Genomic DNA, 21,907 nt, shown 5'->3' with positions numbered 1-21,907 from the left:
ATGACCGGGAAACCCAGGACTCCGGGCGGCGGCGGAAACCCTCCGGGCACGCCGAAGAAGAAGCCGTCGCAGCAACACGGCAACATCAACGCGGGCGCGGGTCTGACCAGCGCGACGAAAGCCGCCGCCGCGTCCGCCTCGGCCGGCACGCCCGGTGGTGGCTCGGGCAGCACCGGCACCCCGGCGAACAAACCGGGCAACCAGAACACCCCGCCGACCAAGAAACCCCTGCCGACCAAGCCGACCGCGCCGCCCAAAGCCGACGACATCCACCACAGCGCGACGTCCAAAGAGCACATCATCCACGGCGACGGCGGCAAACAGGGCGGCCACCTCGCGGGCACGGGGTTCTCGAACAAGACGGAGTTCCCGAAGTCCTGGGACGAAGCCAAGATCCTCGACGCCGCGCACAAGGTCACCCAGTCCGGACAACCGGTGGCGGGCCCGATGCCCACCAAGGACGCCAACGGCGACCCGGCGTGGGCCTACAACTACGAGGGCACGGTCGACGGTGTCCTCGTCCGGACCACGGTGCTGTCGAACGGCGAGATCCGCACGTCGTTCCCGCCCGACGCGACGAACCCCGGCGTGATCCTCAACCCGCCCGCCCCCACCCCGGCGCCGCAGGGCATTCCGCAGGGCAACCCGCCGCGCTACAGCAACCCCGCCGCCGGTGGTGACGGCAGCTGGACCTGGGAAGGCCCGAAGGGCGACCGTGTCATCAGGATCGTCCAGGACGATCAGGGTAACGTCACCAAAACCGATCTCGGCCCGTACAAGAAGAAATGAACACCATGGACGTGAAGACCTACGCGACGGTCACCGACCTGTGCGCGCGGCTCGCCGGCCGGTTGGCCGACGACACCCTGCGTTCGGTGCGCGAGGACTACTTCGGTGGCGAGCCCGCGCAGGCCGAGGCGACGCTGCTGCTGTCCATGGCGTACGAGAACATCGGCATCACGGCCGAGGAACGCGAGCTCATCGCGTCCACTTTGGATGATCCGCACAGCGACGACCTCGCCGCCGTGCCGAGCATCGACGACGTGCCACCGGTCCCCTACCGCTTCAGCGCTCAGGCTCCTGCCTCGGCACCGGACCCGAGCAAGGCGGACGTAGTGCTGTCCGCCGACGCCGCACGTCACGGCGGCCGCCGGTTGCGCCGGGCCTGGCGTGAGCCGCTGGACGGCGCGCCGGACGTGGCGAAGTGGGTGTACGTGTTGCAGGCGCACGAGAACGCGAACCTGCTGGGCGCGTTCGCCGGGCTCTCCGGGCGGTTGTGGGTGGTGCTGCAGGAGAAGTGGCCGCTCGAGGTAGTGGTCGAGGGCAAGCTCCTACCGCCCTACCAAGCCGCCGCGGTGACCGTGGCCCCCCAGGTCTGGAGCCTGTGAGCCGTGACCAGCATCGCCCGTCGGCTGCACGATCTCCTGGAACCGATCTGCCTGGTCACCTTCTTCGCCGACGAGTGCGGTGACGAGCTGGCGGCGCTCGGCCACCCGAACTACTGGGCCGGCTACTTCGCGAGCCGGGCCGCGCCGCTCGGCCGGGTGCCGGCGGAGGTGGTGCACGCCGCGTTCTACAGCTTCGCCGACGGAGAGGCCGCGCGCCACATCCCGAGCGCGTGGGAGAAGATCACGCCCGAGGCGTCCCTCGCCGCCCGCGAACGGGGCAGCGCGGCTTCCGTGCGGCGGATCCTCGGCGACGAACTGGTCAGCTCCCCCGGCCTGGTGCGCGCCGCCGACCTGGTCACCAAAGCCGCCACGAGCGCCCCCACCGCGGGCCGGATCATGTACGCCGGACTGCGCAGCCTTCCGGTGCCGAGCGACCCGGTCGCGCGGCTGTGGCACTCGGCGAACATGCTGCGCGAACACCGCGGTGACGGGCACATCGCCGCTCTTGTCAGCGCGCGCATCGGCGGCACGGAGGCCCACGTCCTCAGCGCGATCGCGATGGGCATCCACCCGCCGGAGTCGTTCGGGCGCATCCACCACCTGCCGAAGAAGCGGCTGGCCGAGGTCGTGGACGGCCTGCGCGAGCGCGGACTCGTCGTGGACGGCCGGTTCACCGACGCCGGACGCGAGCTCCAGCAACGCGTCGAAGCCCTCACCGACGAGCTCGCCGCCCCGCCGTACGACGCGCTGTCGCCGGCCGAACTCGACGAGCTGGTCACCGTGCTCGAACCCATCACCGCGAAGCTGGTCGCCGCGGGGTCGAAGTGAGCACTACTGACCCAGCACCCTCCGGAACGACGGGCACTCCATGTGCGACGGTGCCGGGCACGCTGCCGCGTGCCGCAGGTCGTCGCGCATGGACGTGAGCTTGCGGATGGTCGCGTCCAGCTCGTCCGCCTTGGCCGCGAGCATCGCGCGGTTCGGGCTCGGGCGGCCGTCCGGGGCGAACATCAGCAGGATCTCCTCCAGCGAGAACCCGGCCGAGCGGCAGACCGCGATCAACGCCAACTGCTCCAGCACGCTCGTCCTGAACACCCGCGCGAGGCCCCGCCGGCGCACACAGGTGATCAGGCCGCGTTCCTCGTAGTAGCGCAGGGTGGACGCGGGCACGCCGGAGCGTCGCACCACCTCGCCGATTCCGATCTCGTCCACGACACTTGACCTCAAGCCGACTTGAAGCGGGACGGTGTGAGCATGACATCAGAGGTCAACAGCGCCCAGGCCGAATGGTGGAACGACGCGGGCAAGGGCTGGGCCCGCGCACAGGACATCGTGGACCTGGTGCTTCGGCCGTTCCAGGACCTGCTCGTCGAAGCCGCGCGGGCACGGCCGCGCGAGCAGGTGCTCGACGTCGGGTGCGGCACCGGAGCCGTGACGCGGGCGATCGCGGAGGCCACCGGGGCCCGCTGCGTCGGCGTCGACATCTCCGAGTCGATGCTGGTCGCGGCGCGCGAGCACGGAAAAGCCGAGTTCGTCCGGGCCGACGCGCAGGTCCACCGGTTCGAGGAGAGCTTCGGCCTGATCGTCTCGCGGTTCGGGGTCATGTTCTTCGACGACCCGATCGCCGCCTTCGCGAACCTGCTGCGTGCCACCACGCCCGACGGTGAGCTGTGCTTCATCACCTGGCGAACGCCGGAAGAGAACCCGTTCATGACGACGGCCACGCGCGCCGCCGCGTCGTTGCTGCCGGACGCGCCGGCACCGGATCCCGACGCGCCGGGACCGTTCGCCCTCGCCGACGCCACCAAGACCCGGAGGATCCTCGAACAGGCCGGGTGGAGCGGGATCGACATCAGCGCGGTGGACCGGATCTGCACGATGCCCGAGGCGTTGCTGGAGCCGTACCTCAGCAACCTCGGCCCGATCTCCCGCGCTCTCAAGGAGGCCGAGGACCCGGCCGAGATCCTGGCGCGGGTCCGGGGTGCGTTCGACGAGTTCGTGCACGGCGACGAGGTGCGCGTGCCCGGCGCGTGTTGGCAGGTCACGGCCTCAAATCCACTCTGATTGGCGTTGCCACGTCATCAGGTTGTCGAGCACTTCGCCGGACCAGCCGCGCGTGTCGAGTTCGGCGTGCGAGGCGTAACGGCCGCGGTAGAACAGCAGCGGCTGTGCCTCGCGCGTCGGGCCGAGCTCGACGACCGAGCCGACGACCACGTGGTGGTCGCCGGCGTCGTGCACCACCGACACCCGGCAGTCCACCCACGTCAGAGCCCCGTCGAGCACTGGAGCACCGGTGCTCGACGGGGTCCAGGACACGCCGGCGAACTTGTCCGCGCCGGCCTTCCCGAACACCGTCGACACCTCGCGCTGGTCCTCCGCCAGCACGTTCACGCAGAACACGCCGGACGACGCCATCGCCGCCCAGCTGCGCGAAGTCCGTTGTGGACAGAACAGCACCAGCGGCGGGTCCAGCGACAGAGCCGCGAACGACTGGCAGGCGAACCCGACCGGCCCGTCCGCGGACATGCCGGTCACCACGGTCACCCCGGTGCAGAAGTGTCCGAGAACAGATCGGAACCGGGCTACTTCTGACTGCACTACTTCTGGTAGCCCACGCTGAAGTCGTGTCCCCACAGGCTCACCGCCGTGCTCTCGCGTGCGATCCAGTCCTCATCGGACACCTGCCGTCCCTCGCAGCCGAACTCGACGTCGAACCCGCCGGGTGTCTTCATGTAGAACGACAGCATCAGGTCGTTGACGTGCCGGCCCAAGGTCGCCGACATCGGTACCTTCTTGCGCATCGCCCGGTCCAGCGTCAGCCCGACGTCGTCGGTGTTCTCGACCTCGACCATGAGGTGCACGATCCCGCTCGGCGTCGGCATCGGCAGGAACGCCAGGCTGTGGTGGCGCGGGTTGCAGCCGAAGAACCGCAGCCACGCGGGCGGTCCGTCGGCCGGGCGACCGACGAACTGCGGTGGCAGCCGCATCGAGTCGCGCAGCCGGAACCCCAGCACGTCGCGGTAGAAGTGCAGCGCGGCTTCATCGTCCGAAGTGGACAGCACGACGTGCCCGAGGCCCTGCTCCTCGGTCACGAACCGGTGTCCGTACGGCGAAACAACCCGCCGGTGTTCCAAAGCCGCGCCGTGGAAGACCTCCAGGGTGTTGCCGGACGGGTCCTCGAACCTGATCAGCCCGTTCACCCGCCGTTCGGCCAGGTCCTCGGCCGATCCCTCGACGTAGGAAACCCCGGCCGACGCCAGCCGTTTCGCCACCTCGTCGAGCTCGGCCTCGGTCGCGGCCTCCCACCCGGAAGCCAGCAACCGGTCGGACTCACCGGGCACGATCACCAACCGCGCCGGGAAGTCGTCCATCCGCAGGTACAAAGCGCCTTCGGTGGCCCCCTTGCCCTCGACCATGCCGAGGACCTTCAACCCGAACTCACGCCACCGAGCCATGTCGGTGGCCTCGATCCGGAGATAGCCCAGCGAACGGATCCCCATCACGCCTCCGTCAGGAAGTCGGTCGCGAGCCGGTTGAACTCGTCGAACTTCTCCAGTTGAGCCCAGTGCCCACACCCGCCGAACACGTGCAGCTGCGCGCGCGGGATCAGCTTCAACGCCAGCAACGCGCCGTCCAGCGGGTTCACCCGGTCCTCGCGGCCCCACACCAGCAGCACCCGCTGGCGCAGCTTGTACGCCTCCCGCCAGAGCATCCCCTGCTCGAAGTCGGGCCCGGCGAACGACTTGCCCAGCGCGGCCATGGCGCGCAACGCCTCCGGCTGGCGCGCGGCCTCGAACCGTTCGTCGATGAGCTCGTCGGTGATCAGCGACTGGTCGAACACCATGATCCGCAGGAACTCCTCGATCTTCTCCCGGGTCGGCGTGCGGGCGAACGCGCCGAGCTTGCGCACGCCCTCCGTCGGATCCGGGGAGAACACGTTGAGGGACAACCCGCCCGGCCCCATCAGCACGAGCCTGCCCGCTCGTTTGCCGTGGTCCAGCGCGAACCGGACCGCGGTACCGCCTCCGAGCGAGTTGCCCAGGATGTGCGCCCGCTCAACGCCCAGATCGTCGAGCAGGTCCTTCAAAGCCCTTGCCGCGAAAGTGAAGTACTGGTCGTGCTCCGCGGGCTTGTCGGACTGCCCGTAGCCGGGCAGGTCGACGGCCAGCACGCGGAACGACTTCGCGAACACCGGGATGTTGCGGCCGAAGTTGCTCAGCGACGACGCACCGGGCCCGCCGCCGTGCAACAGGACCAGCGTCTCCGCGTGGTCCGTGCCCGATTCTGGGCCCGCTTCGTGGTAGTGCAACCGAACCTTCACAGCACTCCCCTCAGAACAGCCCGTCGCGGACCTGGATGCCGAGCTCGTTCTTGCCGTACAGGACGAGCACGCGCTCCGGGTCGTTGGCCGCGTGCACGCGTGCGGCGTGGGCGTCGCGCCAGAACCGGGGCAGCGGCGCGCTCTGGTTGATGGCCTTGCCACCCGCGCTCTCGAAGAGCCGGTCGATCGCGGAGATCGCCCGCGCGCTGCCGAGCACCTGGTCACGTCGTGCCCGCAGGCGCAGGTCGATCGGGATCTTCGTACCGGCGACGGCGTGTTCCCACTCGTCGTTGATGTCCTTCTCGAGCTGCCACCACGCGGTGTCGATGTCGTTGGCCGCGGTGGCGATCCGCACCTGCGCGAACGGGTCCTCGACCGACTTCTCGCCGAGGTAAGCGGCCCGGACGCGTTCGCGGGTCGCGCCGACGTGCAGGTCGTACGCGCCGGCCGCCATGCCGATCATCGGCGCGGTGATCGCGTACGGGTGGATCGTCCCGTACGGCATCCGGAACAGCGGGCCGGGATTGACGTCCTGGCCGGGACAGACGCACCGCGCGGTGTGCAGCATGCTCAGCGCCCGGTGTTCCGGCACGAACACGTCCTCGACCACGATGTCGTTGCTGCCGGTGCCGCGCAGGCCGACCGTGTCCCAGACGTCGTTGATCGTGTAGTCGGCGATCGGCAGCAGGAACGTGCGGAAGTCGACGGGCTTGCCCTCGTCGTTCATCACCAGGCCGCCGAGCAGCACCCAGGTGGCGTGGTCGCAGCCGGACGAGAAGCTCCACTTGCCGCTGAACCGGAACCCGCCCTCGACCGGCGTCGCACGGCCCGTCGGCGCGTAGGACGACGAGATCCGGGTGTCCTGGTCCTCGCCGAACACCTCGTCCTGCGCCTGGACGTCGAACAACCCGACGTGCCACGGGTGCACGCCGAGCACGGACGCGACCCAGCCCGTCGACCCGCACGCGCTCGCGATCAGCTTCACGGCCGTGTAGAAGTCGAGCGGATGTGACTCGAAACCGCCGTACCGAACGGGCTGCAGCATCCGGAAGAACCCGATCTCCTGCAACGCCTTCACCGACTCCGGCGGCACCTTGCGCAGCTCTTCCGCCTCCGCCGCGCGTTCCCGCAGGCTGGGCAGCAGCTCCCGCACCTTGCCGAGGATTTCCTCGCTCATCGGACTTTCTCCCTGCTCAGCTCCAGTGCGATGTCGATCAGCTGGTCCTCTTGCCCGCCCACGAGCCGGCGTTCGCCTGCCCGGATGAGGATCTGCGCGCCGGACACGCCATAGCGTTGCGCCTGCGTGTAGGCGTGTTTGAGGAAGCTGGAGTAGACGCCCGCGTAGCCCATCATCAGCGCCATCCGGTCGAGCAGGCACTCCTCGGGCATGACGGGCCGGACGACGTCCTCGGCCGCGTCCACGATCTTGAAGAAGTCGACGCCGGTTTCGAACCCGAGCTTGTCGCACACGCCGACGAACGCTTCCAGGGGCGTGTTTCCCGCGCCCGCACCGAATCCGCGCACGCTGCCGTCGATCTGCTTGGCGCCGGCCCTCGCGGCAGCCACCGAGTTCGCCACGCTGAGGCCGAGGTTCTCGTGGCCGTGGAACCCGACCTGGGCGTCGTCCCCCAGTTCCGCGACCAGCGCTTCGACGCGATCGGAAACCTGTTCCAGCACCAGGGCTCCGGCCGAGTCCACCACGTAGACGCACTGGCAACCGGCGTCCGCCATGATCCGCGCCTGCTTCGCCAACGCCTCTGGCGGTTGCGAATGGGCCATCATCAGGAACCCGACAGTCTCCAGCCCACGCTCGCGAGCCAGCTGGAAGTGCTGGACGGAGACGTCCGCTTCGGTGCAGTGCGTGGCGATCCGGACGATCGAGGCGCCGTTGTCCTGCGACACCAGGATGTCGTCCTTCACGCCGACCCCGGGCAGCATCAGCACGGCGATCTTGGCCTGGGTCGCGGTCTCCACCGCGACCTTGATCAGGTCCTGCTCAGGCGTGAGACTGAAGCCGTAGTTGAACGACGACCCGCCGAGCCCGTCGCCGTGGGTCACCTCGATCACCGGCACCCCGGCGCCGTCCAGTGCCGCCACGATCGAGCGCACGTCCTCGACGGTGAACTGGTGGCGCTTGTGGTGCGAGCCGTCACGCAGTGACGTGTCGGTCAGCCGCAGCTGCATTGGCGATCTCCTCCCCCACCTTGGTCGCGGCGGCGGTCATGATGTCGAGGTTCCCGGCGTACGCGGGCAGGAAGTCACCGGCACCGGCGACCTCCACGAAGATCGACACGCGACCGGCGTCGAACTGCGGTTCGCTCAGCAACCGGAAACCCGGGACGTACGAACGGATGTCGGTCTCCATCCGGGCGATCGAGTCCGTGATCAGATCCGGGTCGGCGTCCTCGGGGATCGCGCAGAAGATCGTGTCGCGCATGATCATCGGCGGGTCCGCCGGGTTCAGCACGATGATCGCCTTGCCGCGTTCCGCTCCCCCGATCGCCTCGATCCCGTGGCTGGTGGTGCGGGTGAACTCGTCGATGTTGGCCCGCGTCCCCGGTCCCGCCGACACCGACGCCACGCTCGCGACGATCTCCGCGTACGACACCGGCACGACCCGGGACACCGCGTACACCACGGGAATGGTGGCCTGGCCACCACACGTGATCAGGTTGAGGTTGGGCGCGTCGCGATGGTCGCCCAGGTTCACCGGCGGCACGACGTACGGCCCGACCGCGGCCGGGGTCAGGTCGATCGCCCGGATCCCGGCCTCGGCGTAGCGCGGCGCGTTCGCCCGGTGCACCGCCGCGGACGTCGCCTCGAACACGACGTCCGGCAGCTCGTCCTGACACAGCAACCACTCCGCGCCGTCGACCGAGACCTCCAGGCCCAGCGACGCCGCGCGCTTGAGGCCCTCGCTGGCCGGGTCGATGCCCACCATCCAGCGAGGTTCCAGCACTTCGGAACGCAGGAGCTTGTAGAGCAGGTCGGTGCCGATGTTGCCGGAGCCGACGATGGCCGCCTTCACCCGTTCACCTCATTCGAATTTCAGGTCGACAGAACCAAGTCCGGCGAACTCGGCGTGGAACTCGTCACCCGGCCGCGCGTCGATCGCCCGCGTGCACGATCCCGGCAGCACGATGTCGCCTGCCAGCAACCGGACGCCGAACGAAGCGACCTTCTCCGCCAGCCACGCCACCGCGATCGCCGGGTCGCCGAGCACCGCGTCACCACGTCCTTCGGCCACCACTTCACCGTTGCGGCGCAAGGTCGCCGCCACCGCGCCGATGTCCAGTTCGGACGGACGAACGCGTTCGGAGCCGAGCATGAACCCGGCCGACGACGCGTTGTCCGCGATGGTGTCCTGCAGCCCGATCCGCCAGTTCTCGATCCGGCTGTCGATCAGCTCGATGGCCGGCGCGACGAACTCGGTGGCGGCCAGCACGTCCTCGACCGTGCAGCCCTCACCCGGCAGATCACGAGCCAGCAGGAACGCGATCTCCACCTCGACCCGCGGGTACAGGTACGCCGACGCGTCGGCCGTGCCCGCGAGCTGCATGTCGTCGAGCAGGTGGCCGTAGTCCGGTTCGTCGACACCCATCATCTGCTGCATCGCCAACGACGACAGCCCGACCTTGTGACCGATCACGTCGCGGTTGCGATGGCGGACGTTGAGCAGCTGGATCTCGTACGCGTCCACCACGTCGATCTCGGGATACAGCTCGACCAGCGGCTTGATCGGCACGCGGTCGCGTTCCGCCACGCGCAGCAGCTCGGCGGCCGCCTCCCTCTTCTGGATCGTCAGCACCTGGCCTCCTTCGAGACGTGTTGCCCAGCGCGACGCCCGGAGAAGACGCAGTCGGCGAGCGCGAGTCCACTGACGTAGGACTCGGAGCACACCCCGACTGCCGACCGCCCGGCGGCGTACAGTCCGGGAACTCCCTGCACCTGGCCGGTTTCCTCGTCGACGACGAGTCCGCCGAGCGTCAGCATCGGGCACGGGTAACCGAACCCCGCACGCACCGACACGTTGATCAACGAATAGGGCGGCCTCCCGAACGCTTCCGGTACGCCGATTCCCGCTTTCGCAGCTACTTCCTCGACGGTCAGCGCGGTGACCAGGCCGCGGCCCAGCAGGTGGCGGACCTGCCAGCGCTGGAACCGCGCCGTCTGCGTCCGCACCTGAGCGCGCGCCGTCCGCAGGACGTCGTCGTCGATCAGCAGCCACGCCTTGCCCCCGCGCGCGACGATCTCACTGCCGATGGCCGCGCCGTACCGCGTCGCGTCGCCGAACCGCCGGCCCTCGCTGTCGACGAGCACCCCGCGCTGCAACGCGCTGGGCGGCGTGATGAACCGCCACACCGAGACCTTGTCCATCCGCGCGGTCTTCCCACCAGCCGCGATGCCCAGCCGGATGCCGCCACCGTCGTCGCCCGGAGTGCCCAGCGCGAGTCCTCCCCGGTACGCCGGAGCGTTCTCGTGCACCAGGTCGCGATCGGCGATGAACCCACCGGCGGCGATGATCACGCCCTGGCGTGCGGTCACCGTCACCGTGCGGGCGAACCGCTCCAACCAGGCCGCGAGCCCGAACAGCCTCCTGCCGAGCGGTGGGTAGTAGAGCCACGGCTTGGCGCCGGCCCGGGACAACGCCCCGTGCAGGGCTTTCGGCAGCCCGGACAGCACGCGGCACCGGACGCCCGTCACCCGGCCGTCCGTCGTGACCAGCTCGACCGCGCGGGCCTGCGGCATGATCCGCACGCCCGCCCGGCGGGTCGCTTCCGCCAACCGGGCGAAGAAGACCTTGCCCGAGGTGCCTTTCGCCCTGGTCCGGTGCCCGCGCGGGGCCGGGTTCGGCCAGGCGTCCTCGCTGCCGGACTGATACAGGTAGTAGTCGTCGGTCGGGTACGAGGTCTTGAACGGGGACACGCGGGCGTCGAACGGCACGCCCTGGTCCTCCAGCCAGGCCAGCATCTTCGCGCTGTCCTCGCAGAACCGGCGCAGCGTCGCCTCGGACACCGCGTCGCGGACCTCGTGCCGCAGGTACTCGACCATCGCGTCGACCGAATCGGTGACACCGGCCTCGACCTGCTGCCGCGTCCCACCGCCCGCGTAGACGACTCCACCGGACAACGCGGTCGCGCCACCGCCGGCGAACCGGTCGAGGACCACCACGGACGCACCGCCGGCAGCGGCCTCGATGGCGGCGCACGCACCAGCAGCACCGAAACCGATGACGACCACGTCCGCGGAGACGTCCACGCTTAACCCTCCCGAAACGTGTTCTCGGTGAGTCGACTTGCCTGGAACTCCTACACCATAGCGCCAAAGCGCCCCAGAACTATAACCTGTTCTAGTCTGACTTCCGGGGAGGTGCGATGTACGACGTGATCGTCGTCGGCAGCGGCGCGGCGGGCATGACAGCCGCGCTCTGCACCGCTCAACACGGCCTGCGCACCCTCGTCGTGGAGAAGGCCGAGCACTACGGCGGCTCGACCGCGCGGTCCGGCGGCGGCATCTGGGTGCCGAACAACGGCGTGCTCACCGCCAACGGCGTCGCCGACTCACCAGAGCAGGCCAGCACCTACCTGGGGCACATCGCCGGGGAGGTGCCCGCCGAGCTCCGTCAGGCGTTTCTCGACTCCGGACCCGCGATGCTCGCGTTCGTCGTCGCGCACACACCGCTGAAGTTCCGCTGGGTCCGCGACTACGCCGACTACTACCCCGAGGCACCCGGCGGCCAGCCGCGGGGCCGCTCGGTCGAGCCCCTTCCGTTCAACGCGACCCTCCTCGGCGACGAGCTCAAGAACCTCGAACCGCCGTACGTGCCGACCCCCGCGGGCATCGTGATCACCCAGTCCGACTACAAGTGGCTGACGCTGGTCGGACGGCATCCGCGCGGCCTGGTCACCGCCGCCAAGGTCTTCGCCCGCCGGTTCCTGCCGGGCAGGCGGCTGACCATGGGCCAGGCACTGGCCGCCGGACTTCGCACCGGCCTGAAAGCACTCGACGTCGAGGTCCGGCTCAACACCGCGATGACCGACCTGCACTACGAGAACGGCCGGGTCGCCGGAATCCTGGTGGGCGACAAGCTGATCCTCGCGAACCACGTGGTCCTGGCAGCAGGCGGGTTCGAGCACAACGAAAGGATGCGCAAGCAACACCAGGGCATCGGTACGGAGTGGACAGTGGGCGCCAAGGCCAACACCGGCGACGGCATCGAGGCGGGCGTGCGAGCCGGTGCCGCTGTCGGTCTGATGGACGACGCCTGGTGGGGCCCGTCGGTCCCGTTGCCGCGCGGCCCGTTCTTCCTGCTCGCCGAACGCTCACTGCCCGGCTGCGTGCTGGTCGACAAGATCGGCCGCCGGTTCGTCAACGAGGCCGCGCCCTACATCGACGTGGTCAACGCGATGACCGGCGACACCTGGCTCGTCTTCGACCACACCTACCGCAGCCGTTACCCGTTCTGCGGCGTCCCGCCCCGCCGCCCGCTCCCCCGGCGTTGGAAGGAATCCTTCGTCACCGCGCCGAGCCTCGAAGAACTCGCCCAGGAAGCCGACCTGCCCGAGCTCATCGAAACCGTCCGGCGGTTCAACACGCTGGCCGTGGACGGCAACGACGCCGACTTCCAGCGCGGCGAGAGCGCGTACGACCGTTACTACGGCGACCCGCGCAACCACCCGAACCCCAACCTGGCGCCGCTGACCACCGGCCCGTTCTACGCGGTGAAGATCGTGCCCGGCGACCTCGGCACCAAGGGCGGCCTGCGCACCGACACCCGTGCGCGGGTGCTGCGCGAGGACGGTTCGGTGATCGAAGGCCTGTACGCGGCGGGCAACACCAGCGCGTCGGTGATGGGTCACACCTACGCGGGCGCGGGCGCCACCCTCGGACCGGCCATGACCTTCGGTTATCTCGCCGGCCTCGACATCTCTGGAGGAGAGCCATGACGCAGGACGCCGTACGCAACATCGACACCGGCGCGCCTCCAGCGCGGTTCGCGCGCGGCTGGCACTGCCTCGGACTGGCGAGCAGCTTCCGCGACGGCAAACCCCACGCCGTGGAGGCGTTCGGCACCAAGCTCGTGGTGTTCGCGGGCGAGGACGGCAAGATCAACGTGCTGGACGGGTACTGCCGGCACATGGGCGGTGACCTCACCCAGGGCACGATCAAGGGCGACAACATCGCCTGCCCGTTCCACGACTGGCGCTGGGCGGGCAACGGCCGGTGCGTCGACATCCCTTACGCCAAGCGGGTTCCGTTGCGGGCGCGCACCCGGTCGTGGATCACGATGGAGGAGAACAAACAGCTCTTCGTGTGGAACGACCCGCAGGGCAACCCGCCGCCCGAGCACGTGACGATCCCGCGCATCGACGCCGCGTTCAGCACCGAGTGGAGCAACTGGACCTGGGACTCGGTGGTGATCGAGGGCGCGAACTGCCGCGAGATCATCGACAACGTCGTCGACATGGCCCATTTCTTCTACATCCACTTCGCGTTCCCGACGTACTTCAAGAACGTGATGGAGGGCCACGTCGCCTCGCAGTACCTGACCACGCGGGGCCGGCCGGACGTCGCGATGGGCTCGAACTACACGGGTGACGTGGAAGTCCGGTCCGAGGCCGCGTACTACGGGCCGTCGTACATGATCGACTACCTGTGGAACGACTACAAGGGTATCGAGATCGAGACCGTGCTGATCAACTGCCACTACCCGATCACGCCGAACTCGTTCCGGCTGCAGTGGGGCGCGATCGTGAAGAAGCTGCCCGGCGTCGACGACGTGCACGCCGACAAGATCGCGGCCAAGTTCGCCCGCGGCATCGGCGTCGGGTTCCTGCAGGACGTGGAGATCTGGCAGAACAAGACGCGGATCGACAACCCGTTGCTGTGCGAGGAGGACGGGCCGGTCTACCAGCTGCGGCGCTGGTACGAGCAGTTCTACGTCGACGTGGAGGACGTCAGCGACGACATGGTGCGGCGCTTCGAGTTCGAGGTCGACACGAGCCGCGCGGTCGAAGTCTGGGAGAAGGAGGTCGCCGAGAACCTCGCCAGGCGGGAACCGGCACCTCAGGAGCAGGCGACGTGAGCGAGCGCGACGAGTTCCTGGTCGGCGGGATGGTGCCGGTTCGCTGCGACTGCGGGAACCGGGTGCTGGTGAAGAAGAACAGCCCGCAGCACACGAGCGTGCAGTGGCTGTCCGACACCAGCTCCTGTCCGGAACTGTGCGGGGCGCGGCTCGCGCTGGTGCCGACCTGCCTGCGGTTGCGCGACAGCATCGAGAAGGCCGTGCGCGAGGGGACGCTGGAGGTCGCCGATGGCTGAGGTGCACCGGCTGCGGGTCGACGCCGTGATCGAGGAGACCGCCGACGCGCGCTCCTTCGTGTTGTCCGGCGCCTCGTTCTCTCCGCGTCCCGGCCAGTTCCTCACCGTGCGGGCGGGTGACGTGGCGCGCTGCTACTCCCTGTCCAGCGCGCCGGGTGAGCCGTTGAAGATCACGGTCAAGCGCACGCCGGACGGCTACGGCTCGGCGTGGATGTGCTCCTCGTTGTCCGTCGGCATGGAACTGGACGTGCTGGCACCGGCCGGGGTGTTCACGCCATCCTCGCTGGACGGCTCGTTGCTCGCGTTCGCGGCCGGCAGCGGGATCACACCGGTGATGTCGATCATCAGGGCTGTGCTGACCCAGGGCTCCGGGCGGGTGTTCCTGGTGTACGCCAACCGGGACGAGAGCTCGGTGATCTTCGCTCGCGAGCTGGACGAGCTGTCCCGTTCCTGCCCGGATCGGCTGACTGTCGTGCACTGGCTGGAGTCGGTGCAGGGGTTGCCGCACGCGGGCGCGCTGCGGGCGTTCGTCCGGGAGTGCGACGAGGCTTTCGTGTGCGGGCCCGGGCCGTTCATGGAGGCGGCCCGCAAGGCGTTGCACGATGTTCCGGTCGTGCACATCGAGAAGTTCGTGTCGTTGTCCAGCGACCCGTTCTCCGAGGTAGTGCCGGTGGCGGACGATCGACCGGACGCGGTGGTCGAGGTCTCACTGGACGGCTCGCAGCATCGGTTCGCCTGGCCCGCACGTCAGAAACTGCTCGACCTGTTGCTGGAGAACGGACTGGACGCGCCGTACTCGTGCCGCGAGGGCGCGTGCAGCGCGTGCGCGTGCCGACTCGTCGAGGGCGAGGTGAAGATGCTCAACAACGACGTGCTCGACTCCGAGGACATCGCCGAGGGCATCGTGCTGGCGTGCCAGTCGGTTCCGGTCACCGACACGGTGAAAATCACCTACGAGTGAGGGGCGCTTGATGCCGATCGATCCTGCCGTCGCCGTCGGGGCGGAGCTGCCCGAGATCAAGTTCTCCTGGACCCAGTCGGACGTGCTGCTCTACCACCTCGCACTGGGGGCAACGGAACTCCGTTACGTGTATGAGGAAGGCCTGCGGGTGCTGCCGACGTTCGGCGTCGTCGCGCCCCGGTTCCACGAGACCGCACCGCCCGTCGTGTCGTTCCCCGGTGTCGACATCGACCTGGCGCGGGTGCTGCACGGCACGCAGGAGATCACCGTGCACGGGGCGTTGCCCGCCTCGGGCGAGGCGGTGCTGCGCACGCGGATCGCGGACGTGTGGGACAAGGGCAAGGCCGCGGTCATCGTGCAGGAAGCCACGGCTTTCTCGTTGGACGGAGCCGCGCTCTACACGACCCGGTCCAGCATATTCGCGCGCGGCGAGGGCGGGTTCGGTGGCTCACGTGGCCCGTCGGGCAAGGTCGAGATGCCTTCCCGGGAGCCTGATGCCGTGATCGAGACCCCGACGCTGCCGCAGCAGGCCTACCTGTACCGGCTTTGTGGCGACCGGAATCCGCTGCACGCCGATCCGGAGTTCGCTCAGCGGGCGGGCTTCGACGCGCCGATCCTGCACGGCCTGTGCACGTACGGGGTGGTGTGCAAGGCGGTGATCGACGCGCTGCTCGACGGGCCGGAGCAGGTGCTGTCGTTCGGGGCGAAGTTCGCGGGCGTGGTCTTTCCCGGCGAAACGCTGACGACGCGGGTGTGGCGGGACGGGCCACGGTTCGTGTTGACGACGTTCGCCGCGGACCGTCCCGTGCTCGCTGATGCCGTGCTCAGCCTCGCAGAGTCCACCGTTGGTTAGCACCGCCGTGGCACGACCAGAGGATGAGTTTCGTGCCGGCGGCCGTGCCACCGGCGTTGGCGTCCAGGCACAGACCTGACTGCACGCCGGAGATGGTGCCGTTCGAGTTGACGTTCCACTGCTGGTTCGCACCGCCGTGGCAGTCCCAGATGATCACCTGGGTGCCGTTGGTGGTGCCCTGACCGTTGGCGTCCAGGCACTTGTTGCCGTAGACCTGCAGCTTCTTGTCCGCCGTGTAGGTCCAGCGCTGCCGGTCGGTGCTCTGGCAGTCCGCCAGCTGCGCCTGGGTGCCGTTGGTGTTGGCCGGCGCGTCGGCGCACCGGTTGGATTGGCCGCCGACGATCTGCACGCCCGGCTGCGGGTTACCCCCTCCCGGTGGGGCGTAGCCGGCCGCGGCGATGTTGGCCTGCACGGCGTCCTCGGTGGCGTTCGACGGATAGCCGGAGGTGAGCACGCCCTCGAAGAACGTGCCGGCGCCGGTGACGCTGTTGTCACCGCCGATGCCGAGGAGGATCGCGCCCTGCTTCTTCATCGGGTGGTAGCCCTTGGGGCGCGGACCGTCGAACATGGTCGACAGACCGCCCGACTGCGCGTTGCCGCCGCGGATGGCCCAGTGGTTCGGCTCGCCCTTGACGATCGCCGTCACGAAGCGGTGGTTGATGGTCGGATTCTTGTTGTAACCGGCGTTCACCCCGGAGAACAGCCCCCACTCCAGATCAGCCATGATCCACGGGCCAGGGCCGTCGCCGTAGCCCCACTGCTTGCTGGATCCGAAGTAGACGGTCTCCATGATGGCGGGACTGTCGGCGGTGTTGGTCGTCTGCGCGTTGCCGTAGTCGAAGCAGCACCACTGGTTGTAGTGCTGGCCGTCGACGACGGCGTAGATGCCTTCCGGCTGGTCACCCGTCGCGACACCGTTCGTCTTGTTGTTGCGGTAGCCGGTGCCCGGAGAGATGTAGACCCCGTAGGCCTTCTGGCCGCCAACGGTGACCGGCGCGGCCTTCGCGTCGGCGAGGTTGTCCCATCCACCGGGCGCGGGGCCGGGGAAGTGACCGGGTGGCGCCTGGGTGAGGTGGTTACCCCGGCCGGACTGGTCGTAGATGACGCTGATGAGGCAGGTCGCGGTGGCGCAGAACGCGTCCTGGGCGGCGCTGTCGGCCACCCCGCCCGCGCTGAGCACACCGATGTCCCGCGTGGTGTTGTCCGAGGACCTTCTGACCTGGTAGAGCGGGCCGTTGTAGTTGCCGTACAATGCCCTCGTGGTGCTGTGCGCGGCCACGCAGGGTGTGCCGCCGGTGGTATAGATGTCGCACGGACCGGATGCCGCCGCGAGTGCGCTCGACTCCTCGGACAGAGCGATGGCGGGGACAGCGAGCGCGAGTGACGCCGTAACAACGATGCCGAGACGGGCTGATCGACCTCTCATGCCTGCCGATGCCTTCCGTGGGCTGCCCCCAGGTCGAACCGGTTCGGCAGGATCCGAGGACAAAGCTGAATACCGTCAACTGCACAACGTCCCGCAAATGACGGTATTCAGCAAGGCACCCATGTCGAACGGCACCAACTATGGTCGAACCGGTTCGACGGACTGGGCCAGGACCAGGCCGCTGGTCGGGACGCCGGTACCCGCGGTGACCAGGACGTGCTCGACGTTCGCCACCTGGTTCACCGCGGTGCCGCGCACCTGGCGCACGCCCTCGGCGATGCCGTTCATCCCGTGCAGGTAGGCCTCGCCGAGCTGGCCGCCGTGCGGGTTGAGCGGAAGCGCGCCGTCCAGTTCGAGAGCACCCGACGCCACGAAGTCGCGAGCCTCGCCCTTGCCGCAGAACCCCAGCTCCTCCAACTGCACCAACACGAACGGCGTGAAGTGGTCGTACAACACGGCGACGTCCACATCGGACGGACCGATGCCCGACTTCTCCCACAACCCGCGCGCCACGACACCCATCTCGGGCAGGCCGGTCAGATCATCCCGGTAGTAGCTGGTCATGATGAACTGATCGACACTGCTGCCCTGAGTGGCCGCCTTGATGTGCGCGGGCTTGTGCGGCAGGTCGCGTGCCCGTTCCGCCGAGGTCACCACGAGTGCGACCCCGCCATCGCTCTCCTGGCAGCAGTCGAGCAGCCGCAACGGTTCGGCGATCCACCGCGACGCCTGATGGTCCTCCAAGGTGATCGGGCGGCCGTGGAACCACGCGTGCGGGTTCGTGGCGGCGTGCTTGCGGTCGATCACCGCGATCCGGCCGAAGTCTTCCGAAGTCGCGCCGTACTCGTGCATGTACCGGCGGGCGAACATGGCGACCATCGCGCCCGGTGTGCCCAGGCCCATCGGGTACGACCAGCTGTTGTCGATGTTCGCCGCGGCCGCGGTCTGGACCTGGCCGAACCGGTGGCCCGACCGCTCGTTGAACGCCCGGTAACACACGACTACCCGGGCCGCGCCGGTCTCGATCGCCATCGCGGCCTGTTGGACGGTCGCGCACGCCGCTCCGCCGCCGTAGTGGACGCGACTGAAGAACGTCAGCTCCGGGATGCCCAGCTCACGGGCGACCGCGATCTCGGTGTTGGTGTCCATGGTGAAGCTGACCAGGCCATCCACATCGGACGGTTCCAGGCCGGCGTCCGCCAGTGCCGCTCGCACGGCCTCGGCGGCCAGTTGGAGTTCGCTGCGGCCGGAGTCCTTGGAGAAGTCGGTCGCGCCGATTCCCACGATCGCGGCGTTCATGCCGGCACCTCGATCTTCACGGTGCCGGTGACGTGGTCACCGTGCGCGGTCCGGCCGACCACCTCGACGACGAGGTCCTGCTGCGAGCGTTCGATCACCTGGCCGAAGAACTTCAAAGTGTCGTAGGCGAAGCAAGGCGCGCCGAGGCGGATGTTCACCTGACGCACCAACGCTTCCGGGCCCGCCCAGTCCGTGACGTAGCGCTGCACCAGGCCGGTCGTGGTGAGAATGTTGATGAAGATGTCCTTCGAGCCGCGCTGGATCGCCAGGTCGCGGTCGTGGTGGACGTCCTGGAAGTCGCGCGTGGCCAGCGCGGTGCTGATCACGAACGTCGGCGTGGCCTCGACGTGCCACTCGGGCAGGGAATCACCGATCCGCACGGGGCCTCCAGCTCGGCATCGTCAGTTCGTCGTCGACCTTCGTGAACACGACCTCGACCGGCAGGCCGATGCTCGGCTCGCCGTCCAGTTCGCCGAGCATCCGGACGCCCTCGTCCAGTTCGATCAGCGCGATCACGAACGGGGTCTGCTTGCCGGGCACCTGCGGGTGGTGGTGCACGACGTAGCTGTAGACCACGCCGCGGCCGTCCGAAACCAGGTACTTCGGTTTGGTGGCACCGCATTCCGGGCACATCGGGCCCGGCGGGTGCCTCAGCAGCCCGCAACCACCGCAGCGCTGGATACGCAGCTCGCCCACCCGGCAGCCTTCCCAGAAGTACTCGGTGTCGCGGTTGATGGACGGCCGGATCGCCTGGGCTTTCGGGGTTTCCGACGCCGGTTCGGGGCTCCGCGCAGCGGGCTTGAACTTCAGCACCCGGAACCGCATCTCGGCCACGGCCTCGTCCCCGACCCACCAGGTGCTGCGAGTCGTCACGAACCAGCCCTCACCCAGCCCCGTCTGCTTCGGGCCGGTGACGTCCTCCAGGCTCGTCGTCACCGACAGGTGCTCGCCGACCTTCAGGTACCGGTGGTAGGTCTGGTCGCTGTTGGTGGCGACCACGGACGTGTACCCGGCCTCGTCCAGGATCTTCATCATCGCGCCGAGCGGGTCGTCGAGGGCGCGCTGGCCGTGCAGCCCGGCCATCGTCCACACCTGCACCATCGCGGGCGGCGCGACCTCGGTGTAGCCGGGGTGCTGGTCGCCGATGGCCTCCAGCCAGTTGTTGATCATCGGCAGGTTGACCGGGTCACGCGCGAACCGTGGCGCCGACTCGCCCTGTTCGGCGATGCGCGCGGCTTCCTTCTCGATGTCGATCATCGCACCACCCGTGGTAGTCCGAGTCCGATGTTGGCGATCAGCTCGCGCTGGATCTCGTTCACTCCCCCGCCGAAGGTCAGCACGAGGTTGCGCCGCGCCTGCACGTCCAGCCACCGCACCAGTTCCGCGTCGGCGCCGTGGCGCCCGACCAGTTCTTCCAGCAACCGGCCGATGCGCTGGGTCCGGTCCGCGGCGAACACCTTGGTGGCGCTGGCGTCGGCGACCTCCACCTCACCGCTGGCGACCTGCCAGTTGAGCAGTTCGTTCACCCGGTGCACGGCTCGTGCCTCGGCGAACGCCCTGCGCACGTCCGGTTCGTCGAGCAGCTGACGGTCCGCGGCCCAGCGGTGGACCCGTTCGATCAGCGCGCCGAGCCGGCCGGACGGGCCGAGCATCACGCGTTCGTGGTTGAGCTGGGTGGTGATCAGCCGCCAGCCCTTGTTCTCCTCGCCGACGCGCCTGTTTTCGGGCACCCGCACGTCGTTGTAGTAGGTGGCGTTGACGTGGTGCGCGCCGTCGCAGGTGATGATCGGCGTCCACGAGTAGCCGGGATCCGTGGTGTCGACGATGAGGATCGTGATGCCCTTGTGCCGCGAGTCCGGCGCTCCGGTGCGGCAGGCCAGCCACACGTAGTCCGCGTCGTGCCCTCCCGTCGTGAACGTCTTCTGCCCGTTGACGACGTAGTGATCGTCTTGGCGTACGGCCTTGGTGCGCAACGCGGCGAGGTCGGTGCCCGCGTCCGGTTCGGTGTAGCCGATGGCGAAGTGGATGTCGCCCTTGAGGATCCGCGGCAGGAAGAAGTCCTTCTGCTCCTGCGTGCCGAACGCCTGCAGCGTGGGCCCGACCGTCTGCAGCGTCACGTACGGCAGCGGGACGTCCGCGCGGGCAGCCTCGTTGACGAAGATCTGCTGCTCGACCGGCCCGAACCCCTTGCCGCCGTACTCCCGCGGCCATCCGACACCGAGCCTGCCGTCGCGCCCGAGCCTCTTGACGAGTTCGCGGTAGGTGTGGCCGTGCCGTTCGGTGAGCATCGCCTCGCGTTCCCCGGCGGACATGAGGTTCGCGAAGTACTCGCGCAGCTCGTCCCGCAGCGCGACCTGCTCGGCGGTGAGGTCAATGAACATCGATGGCTCCCAAGCGGTGCTCCACTCCGCCGACGAACCGCGTCAGCTCCTTGGCCATGCCGTAGTACCGGTGCATCGGGTAGGTGATGTCGAGGCCGAGGCCGCCGTGCAGGTGGTGACAGGTGTGCACGGCCGGCAGGGCTTCGGCCGCGAGCCAGTACGCGGCCGTGTCCAGGTCGCGGTCGTCGAGGCTCCAACAGGCGGTCAGCGCGGCCAGGTGGAGGGTGCGGGCGGCGATGTAGACGTCCGCGACCTGGCTCGCCGCCGCCTGGAAGGTCGAGATGGGTTTGCCGAACTGGTGGCGGGTGCCGACATGCTTGACGGTGAGGTCGAGGGCTCCGGCCAGCACGCCGTCCGCGACCGCGCACGCCCCGGCCAGGGCGAATCGCCGCAGATCCGCGGCCGCGCCGGCCAGCTCTTCGCCACGGGCGCGGTCGAAGCGCACGGTTCCGTCCGATGTGGACACACCTGGTTGCGCCGGGTCGACGATGAAGACGCCGGTGTCGGTGCTGACCAGGATCCGTCGTGCTTCGGCGGCGTGCGGCACGTTGATCTTCACGCCGGTGATCCCGTCCGGGCCCGCCGTCGTGCTCGGCGAGGCCGGCAGTGGACGGGACGGTTCACTCAGCGCGGCGGTCAGCACGCCGTGGTGCTCGGTGACCAGCGGCAGGAGCTCGTCCTGTTGCTCCGGCGTGCCGTGCTTGGCGATCGGCAGCACGCCGAGCGCCAGCGTGGCCAGCGCCGGCACGTCCACCGCCTTCCGTCCGACCTCGGTGAGCAGCACGGCGGTTTCCAGGACGCCGAGCCCGTCGCCACCGAGCCGTTCCGGAACGGCCAGCGCCAGCAGTCCCGCCTCCCCCAACGCCTTCCAGGGGGTGTCGCTCTCCCTGCCCAGCACGTCGGCCGCGAGCGCGGCGATCTCCTGCTGGGTCTCGTCGAGCTTGAAGTCCATCAGG

The 21,907-nt window shown here is 69.0% G+C and carries 24 protein-coding genes; 9 read left to right on the top strand and 15 right to left on the bottom strand.

The window, feature by feature from the left end:
* The 3 genes from G7043_RS32040 to G7043_RS32030 are packed head-to-tail and all read left to right on the top strand — an operon-like array spanning position 1 to position 2,216.
* On the top strand, positions 1-789 hold the full coding sequence (locus tag G7043_RS32040) for an EndoU domain-containing protein (protein ID WP_166052070.1): 789 nt from the start codon (positions 1-3) through the stop codon (positions 787-789).
* Positions 786-1,388, top strand: coding sequence for a hypothetical protein (locus G7043_RS32035; protein ID WP_242642900.1), 603 nt, complete (start codon positions 786-788; stop codon positions 1,386-1,388). The genes G7043_RS32040 and G7043_RS32035 overlap by 4 nt, the downstream gene beginning before the upstream one ends.
* A 3-nt stretch (positions 1,389-1,391) precedes the next feature.
* The gene (locus G7043_RS32030; RefSeq protein WP_166052068.1) at positions 1,392-2,216 is read left to right on the top strand and encodes an SCO6745 family protein; all 825 of its coding nucleotides are present in this window, start codon (positions 1,392-1,394) and stop codon (positions 2,214-2,216) included.
* Positions 2,217-2,219: 3 nt separating this feature from the next.
* Here the strand turns inward: G7043_RS32030 and G7043_RS32025 are convergent, their stop codons facing one another.
* A complete protein-coding gene (locus G7043_RS32025) occupies positions 2,220-2,600 on the bottom strand; it encodes a helix-turn-helix domain-containing protein (RefSeq protein WP_166052066.1) in 381 nt (126 codons plus the stop codon).
* A gap of 42 nt (positions 2,601-2,642) precedes the next feature.
* Here G7043_RS32025 and G7043_RS32020 point away from each other — a divergent pair, with 42 nt between their 5' ends.
* Complete coding sequence (locus G7043_RS32020) at positions 2,643-3,452, top strand: class I SAM-dependent methyltransferase (protein ID WP_166052064.1); 810 nt, start codon at positions 2,643-2,645, stop codon at positions 3,450-3,452.
* Here G7043_RS32020 and hsaB read toward each other — a convergent pair.
* The 8 genes from hsaB to G7043_RS31980 are packed head-to-tail and all read right to left on the bottom strand — an operon-like array spanning position 3,438 to position 10,968.
* Complete coding sequence (hsaB, locus tag G7043_RS32015; RefSeq protein ID WP_313888176.1) at positions 3,438-3,986, bottom strand: 3-hydroxy-9,10-secoandrosta-1,3,5(10)-triene-9,17-dione monooxygenase reductase subunit; 549 nt, start codon at positions 3,984-3,986, stop codon at positions 3,438-3,440. The genes G7043_RS32020 and hsaB overlap by 15 nt on opposite strands.
* Complete coding sequence (gene hsaC / locus G7043_RS32010) at positions 3,986-4,888, bottom strand: iron-dependent extradiol dioxygenase HsaC (protein ID WP_166052061.1); 903 nt, start codon at positions 4,886-4,888, stop codon at positions 3,986-3,988. The genes hsaB and hsaC overlap by 1 nt, the downstream gene beginning before the upstream one ends.
* Positions 4,888-5,709 (bottom strand): 4,5:9,10-diseco-3-hydroxy-5,9,17-trioxoandrosta-1(10),2-diene-4-oate hydrolase, encoded by an 822-nt coding sequence (gene hsaD / locus G7043_RS32005; RefSeq protein WP_166052059.1) that lies wholly within the window; start codon positions 5,707-5,709, stop codon positions 4,888-4,890. The genes hsaC and hsaD overlap by 1 nt, the downstream gene beginning before the upstream one ends.
* Positions 5,710-5,719: 10 nt before the next feature.
* The gene (gene hsaA, locus G7043_RS32000) at positions 5,720-6,886 is read right to left on the bottom strand and encodes a 3-hydroxy-9,10-secoandrosta-1,3,5(10)-triene-9,17-dione monooxygenase oxygenase subunit (protein ID WP_166052057.1); all 1,167 of its coding nucleotides are present in this window, start codon (positions 6,884-6,886) and stop codon (positions 5,720-5,722) included.
* Positions 6,883-7,893 (bottom strand): 4-hydroxy-2-oxovalerate aldolase, encoded by a 1,011-nt coding sequence (gene dmpG / locus G7043_RS31995; RefSeq protein ID WP_166052055.1) that lies wholly within the window; start codon positions 7,891-7,893, stop codon positions 6,883-6,885. The genes hsaA and dmpG overlap by 4 nt, the downstream gene beginning before the upstream one ends.
* Positions 7,859-8,737 (bottom strand): acetaldehyde dehydrogenase (acetylating), encoded by an 879-nt coding sequence (locus G7043_RS31990; protein WP_166052053.1) that lies wholly within the window; start codon positions 8,735-8,737, stop codon positions 7,859-7,861. Before G7043_RS31990 ends, dmpG begins: the two co-directional genes overlap by 35 nt.
* 9 nt (positions 8,738-8,746) lie before the next feature.
* The gene (locus G7043_RS31985) at positions 8,747-9,517 is read right to left on the bottom strand and encodes a 2-keto-4-pentenoate hydratase (RefSeq protein ID WP_166052051.1); all 771 of its coding nucleotides are present in this window, start codon (positions 9,515-9,517) and stop codon (positions 8,747-8,749) included.
* A complete protein-coding gene (locus G7043_RS31980; protein WP_166052049.1) occupies positions 9,511-10,968 on the bottom strand; it encodes an FAD-binding protein in 1,458 nt (485 codons plus the stop codon). Before G7043_RS31980 ends, G7043_RS31985 begins: the two co-directional genes overlap by 7 nt.
* 116 nt (positions 10,969-11,084) lie before the next feature.
* On the opposite strand from G7043_RS31980, the gene G7043_RS31975 reads away from it, so the two are divergent.
* From G7043_RS31975 to G7043_RS31955, 5 genes are read left to right on the top strand one after another with little or no spacing between them, the layout of a single operon-like run.
* A complete protein-coding gene (locus G7043_RS31975; protein WP_166052047.1) occupies positions 11,085-12,656 on the top strand; it encodes an FAD-dependent oxidoreductase in 1,572 nt (523 codons plus the stop codon).
* Complete coding sequence (locus tag G7043_RS31970; RefSeq protein WP_166052045.1) at positions 12,653-13,795, top strand: Rieske 2Fe-2S domain-containing protein; 1,143 nt, start codon at positions 12,653-12,655, stop codon at positions 13,793-13,795. The genes G7043_RS31975 and G7043_RS31970 overlap by 4 nt, the downstream gene beginning before the upstream one ends.
* Positions 13,792-14,031, top strand: coding sequence for a hypothetical protein (locus G7043_RS31965; protein WP_390828550.1), 240 nt, complete (start codon positions 13,792-13,794; stop codon positions 14,029-14,031). The genes G7043_RS31970 and G7043_RS31965 overlap by 4 nt, the downstream gene beginning before the upstream one ends.
* On the top strand, positions 14,024-14,992 hold the full coding sequence (locus tag G7043_RS31960) for a ferredoxin--NADP reductase (protein ID WP_166052043.1): 969 nt from the start codon (positions 14,024-14,026) through the stop codon (positions 14,990-14,992). The genes G7043_RS31965 and G7043_RS31960 overlap by 8 nt, the downstream gene beginning before the upstream one ends.
* Before the next feature lie 10 nt (positions 14,993-15,002).
* Positions 15,003-15,845 (top strand): MaoC/PaaZ C-terminal domain-containing protein, encoded by an 843-nt coding sequence (locus tag G7043_RS31955; protein WP_166052041.1) that lies wholly within the window; start codon positions 15,003-15,005, stop codon positions 15,843-15,845.
* Here the strand turns inward: G7043_RS31955 and G7043_RS31950 are convergent.
* From G7043_RS31950 to G7043_RS31925, 6 genes are all read right to left on the bottom strand, one after another.
* On the bottom strand, positions 15,817-17,271 hold the full coding sequence (locus G7043_RS31950) for an arabinofuranosidase catalytic domain-containing protein (protein ID WP_166052039.1): 1,455 nt from the start codon (positions 17,269-17,271) through the stop codon (positions 15,817-15,819). The two genes, G7043_RS31955 and G7043_RS31950, sit on opposite strands and share 29 nt — an antisense overlap.
* Positions 17,272-17,409: 138 nt before the next feature.
* A complete protein-coding gene (locus G7043_RS31945; RefSeq protein ID WP_166052037.1) occupies positions 17,410-18,570 on the bottom strand; it encodes a lipid-transfer protein in 1,161 nt (386 codons plus the stop codon).
* A complete protein-coding gene (locus tag G7043_RS31940; protein ID WP_166052035.1) occupies positions 18,567-18,950 on the bottom strand; it encodes a MaoC family dehydratase in 384 nt (127 codons plus the stop codon). Before G7043_RS31940 ends, G7043_RS31945 begins: the two co-directional genes overlap by 4 nt.
* On the bottom strand, positions 18,937-19,824 hold the full coding sequence (locus tag G7043_RS31935) for a bifunctional MaoC family dehydratase N-terminal/OB-fold nucleic acid binding domain-containing protein (RefSeq protein ID WP_166052455.1): 888 nt from the start codon (positions 19,822-19,824) through the stop codon (positions 18,937-18,939). Before G7043_RS31935 ends, G7043_RS31940 begins: the two co-directional genes overlap by 14 nt.
* Positions 19,824-20,951 (bottom strand): acyl-CoA dehydrogenase family protein, encoded by a 1,128-nt coding sequence (locus G7043_RS31930; protein WP_166052033.1) that lies wholly within the window; start codon positions 20,949-20,951, stop codon positions 19,824-19,826. Before G7043_RS31930 ends, G7043_RS31935 begins: the two co-directional genes overlap by 1 nt.
* Entirely contained in the window at positions 20,941-21,903 is a 963-nt protein-coding gene (locus G7043_RS31925) for an acyl-CoA dehydrogenase family protein (RefSeq protein WP_166052031.1), read from the bottom strand. The genes G7043_RS31930 and G7043_RS31925 overlap by 11 nt, the downstream gene beginning before the upstream one ends.
* Between the last annotated feature and the right edge of the window lie 4 nt (positions 21,904-21,907).

Origin of the sequence: Lentzea alba (assembly GCF_011067745.1) — a bacterium.
Lineage (GTDB): Bacteria > Actinomycetota > Actinomycetes > Mycobacteriales > Pseudonocardiaceae > Lentzea > Lentzea alba.
Note: the sequence above shows the minus strand (reverse complement) of the source record. Positions and strands in the feature narration are given on the sequence as shown.

Excerpts from the sequence above, each read along its gene's own strand:
- G7043_RS31925 (WP_166052031.1), bottom strand. The coding sequence starts at position 21,903 with ATGGACTTCAAGCTCGACGAGACCCAGCAGGAGATCGCCGCGCTCGCG.
- G7043_RS32020 (WP_166052064.1), top strand. The coding sequence starts at position 2,643 with ATGACATCAGAGGTCAACAGCGCCCAGGCCGAATGGTGGAACGACGCG.
- G7043_RS31970 (WP_166052045.1), top strand. The coding sequence starts at position 12,653 with ATGACGCAGGACGCCGTACGCAACATCGACACCGGCGCGCCTCCAGCG.
- G7043_RS31975 (WP_166052047.1), top strand. The coding sequence starts at position 11,085 with ATGTACGACGTGATCGTCGTCGGCAGCGGCGCGGCGGGCATGACAGCC.
- hsaA (WP_166052057.1), bottom strand. The coding sequence starts at position 6,886 with ATGAGCGAGGAAATCCTCGGCAAGGTGCGGGAGCTGCTGCCCAGCCTG.
- G7043_RS32035 (WP_242642900.1), top strand. The coding sequence starts at position 786 with ATGAACACCATGGACGTGAAGACCTACGCGACGGTCACCGACCTGTGC.
- G7043_RS32040 (WP_166052070.1), top strand. The coding sequence starts at position 1 with ATGACCGGGAAACCCAGGACTCCGGGCGGCGGCGGAAACCCTCCGGGC.
- G7043_RS31950 (WP_166052039.1), bottom strand. The coding sequence starts at position 17,271 with ATGAGAGGTCGATCAGCCCGTCTCGGCATCGTTGTTACGGCGTCACTC.
- hsaC (WP_166052061.1), bottom strand. The coding sequence starts at position 4,888 with ATGGGGATCCGTTCGCTGGGCTATCTCCGGATCGAGGCCACCGACATG.
- G7043_RS31955 (WP_166052041.1), top strand. The coding sequence starts at position 15,003 with ATGCCGATCGATCCTGCCGTCGCCGTCGGGGCGGAGCTGCCCGAGATC.
- G7043_RS31960 (WP_166052043.1), top strand. The coding sequence starts at position 14,024 with ATGGCTGAGGTGCACCGGCTGCGGGTCGACGCCGTGATCGAGGAGACC.
- G7043_RS31945 (WP_166052037.1), bottom strand. The coding sequence starts at position 18,570 with ATGAACGCCGCGATCGTGGGAATCGGCGCGACCGACTTCTCCAAGGAC.
- dmpG (WP_166052055.1), bottom strand. The coding sequence starts at position 7,893 with ATGCAGCTGCGGCTGACCGACACGTCACTGCGTGACGGCTCGCACCAC.
- G7043_RS31930 (WP_166052033.1), bottom strand. The coding sequence starts at position 20,951 with ATGTTCATTGACCTCACCGCCGAGCAGGTCGCGCTGCGGGACGAGCTG.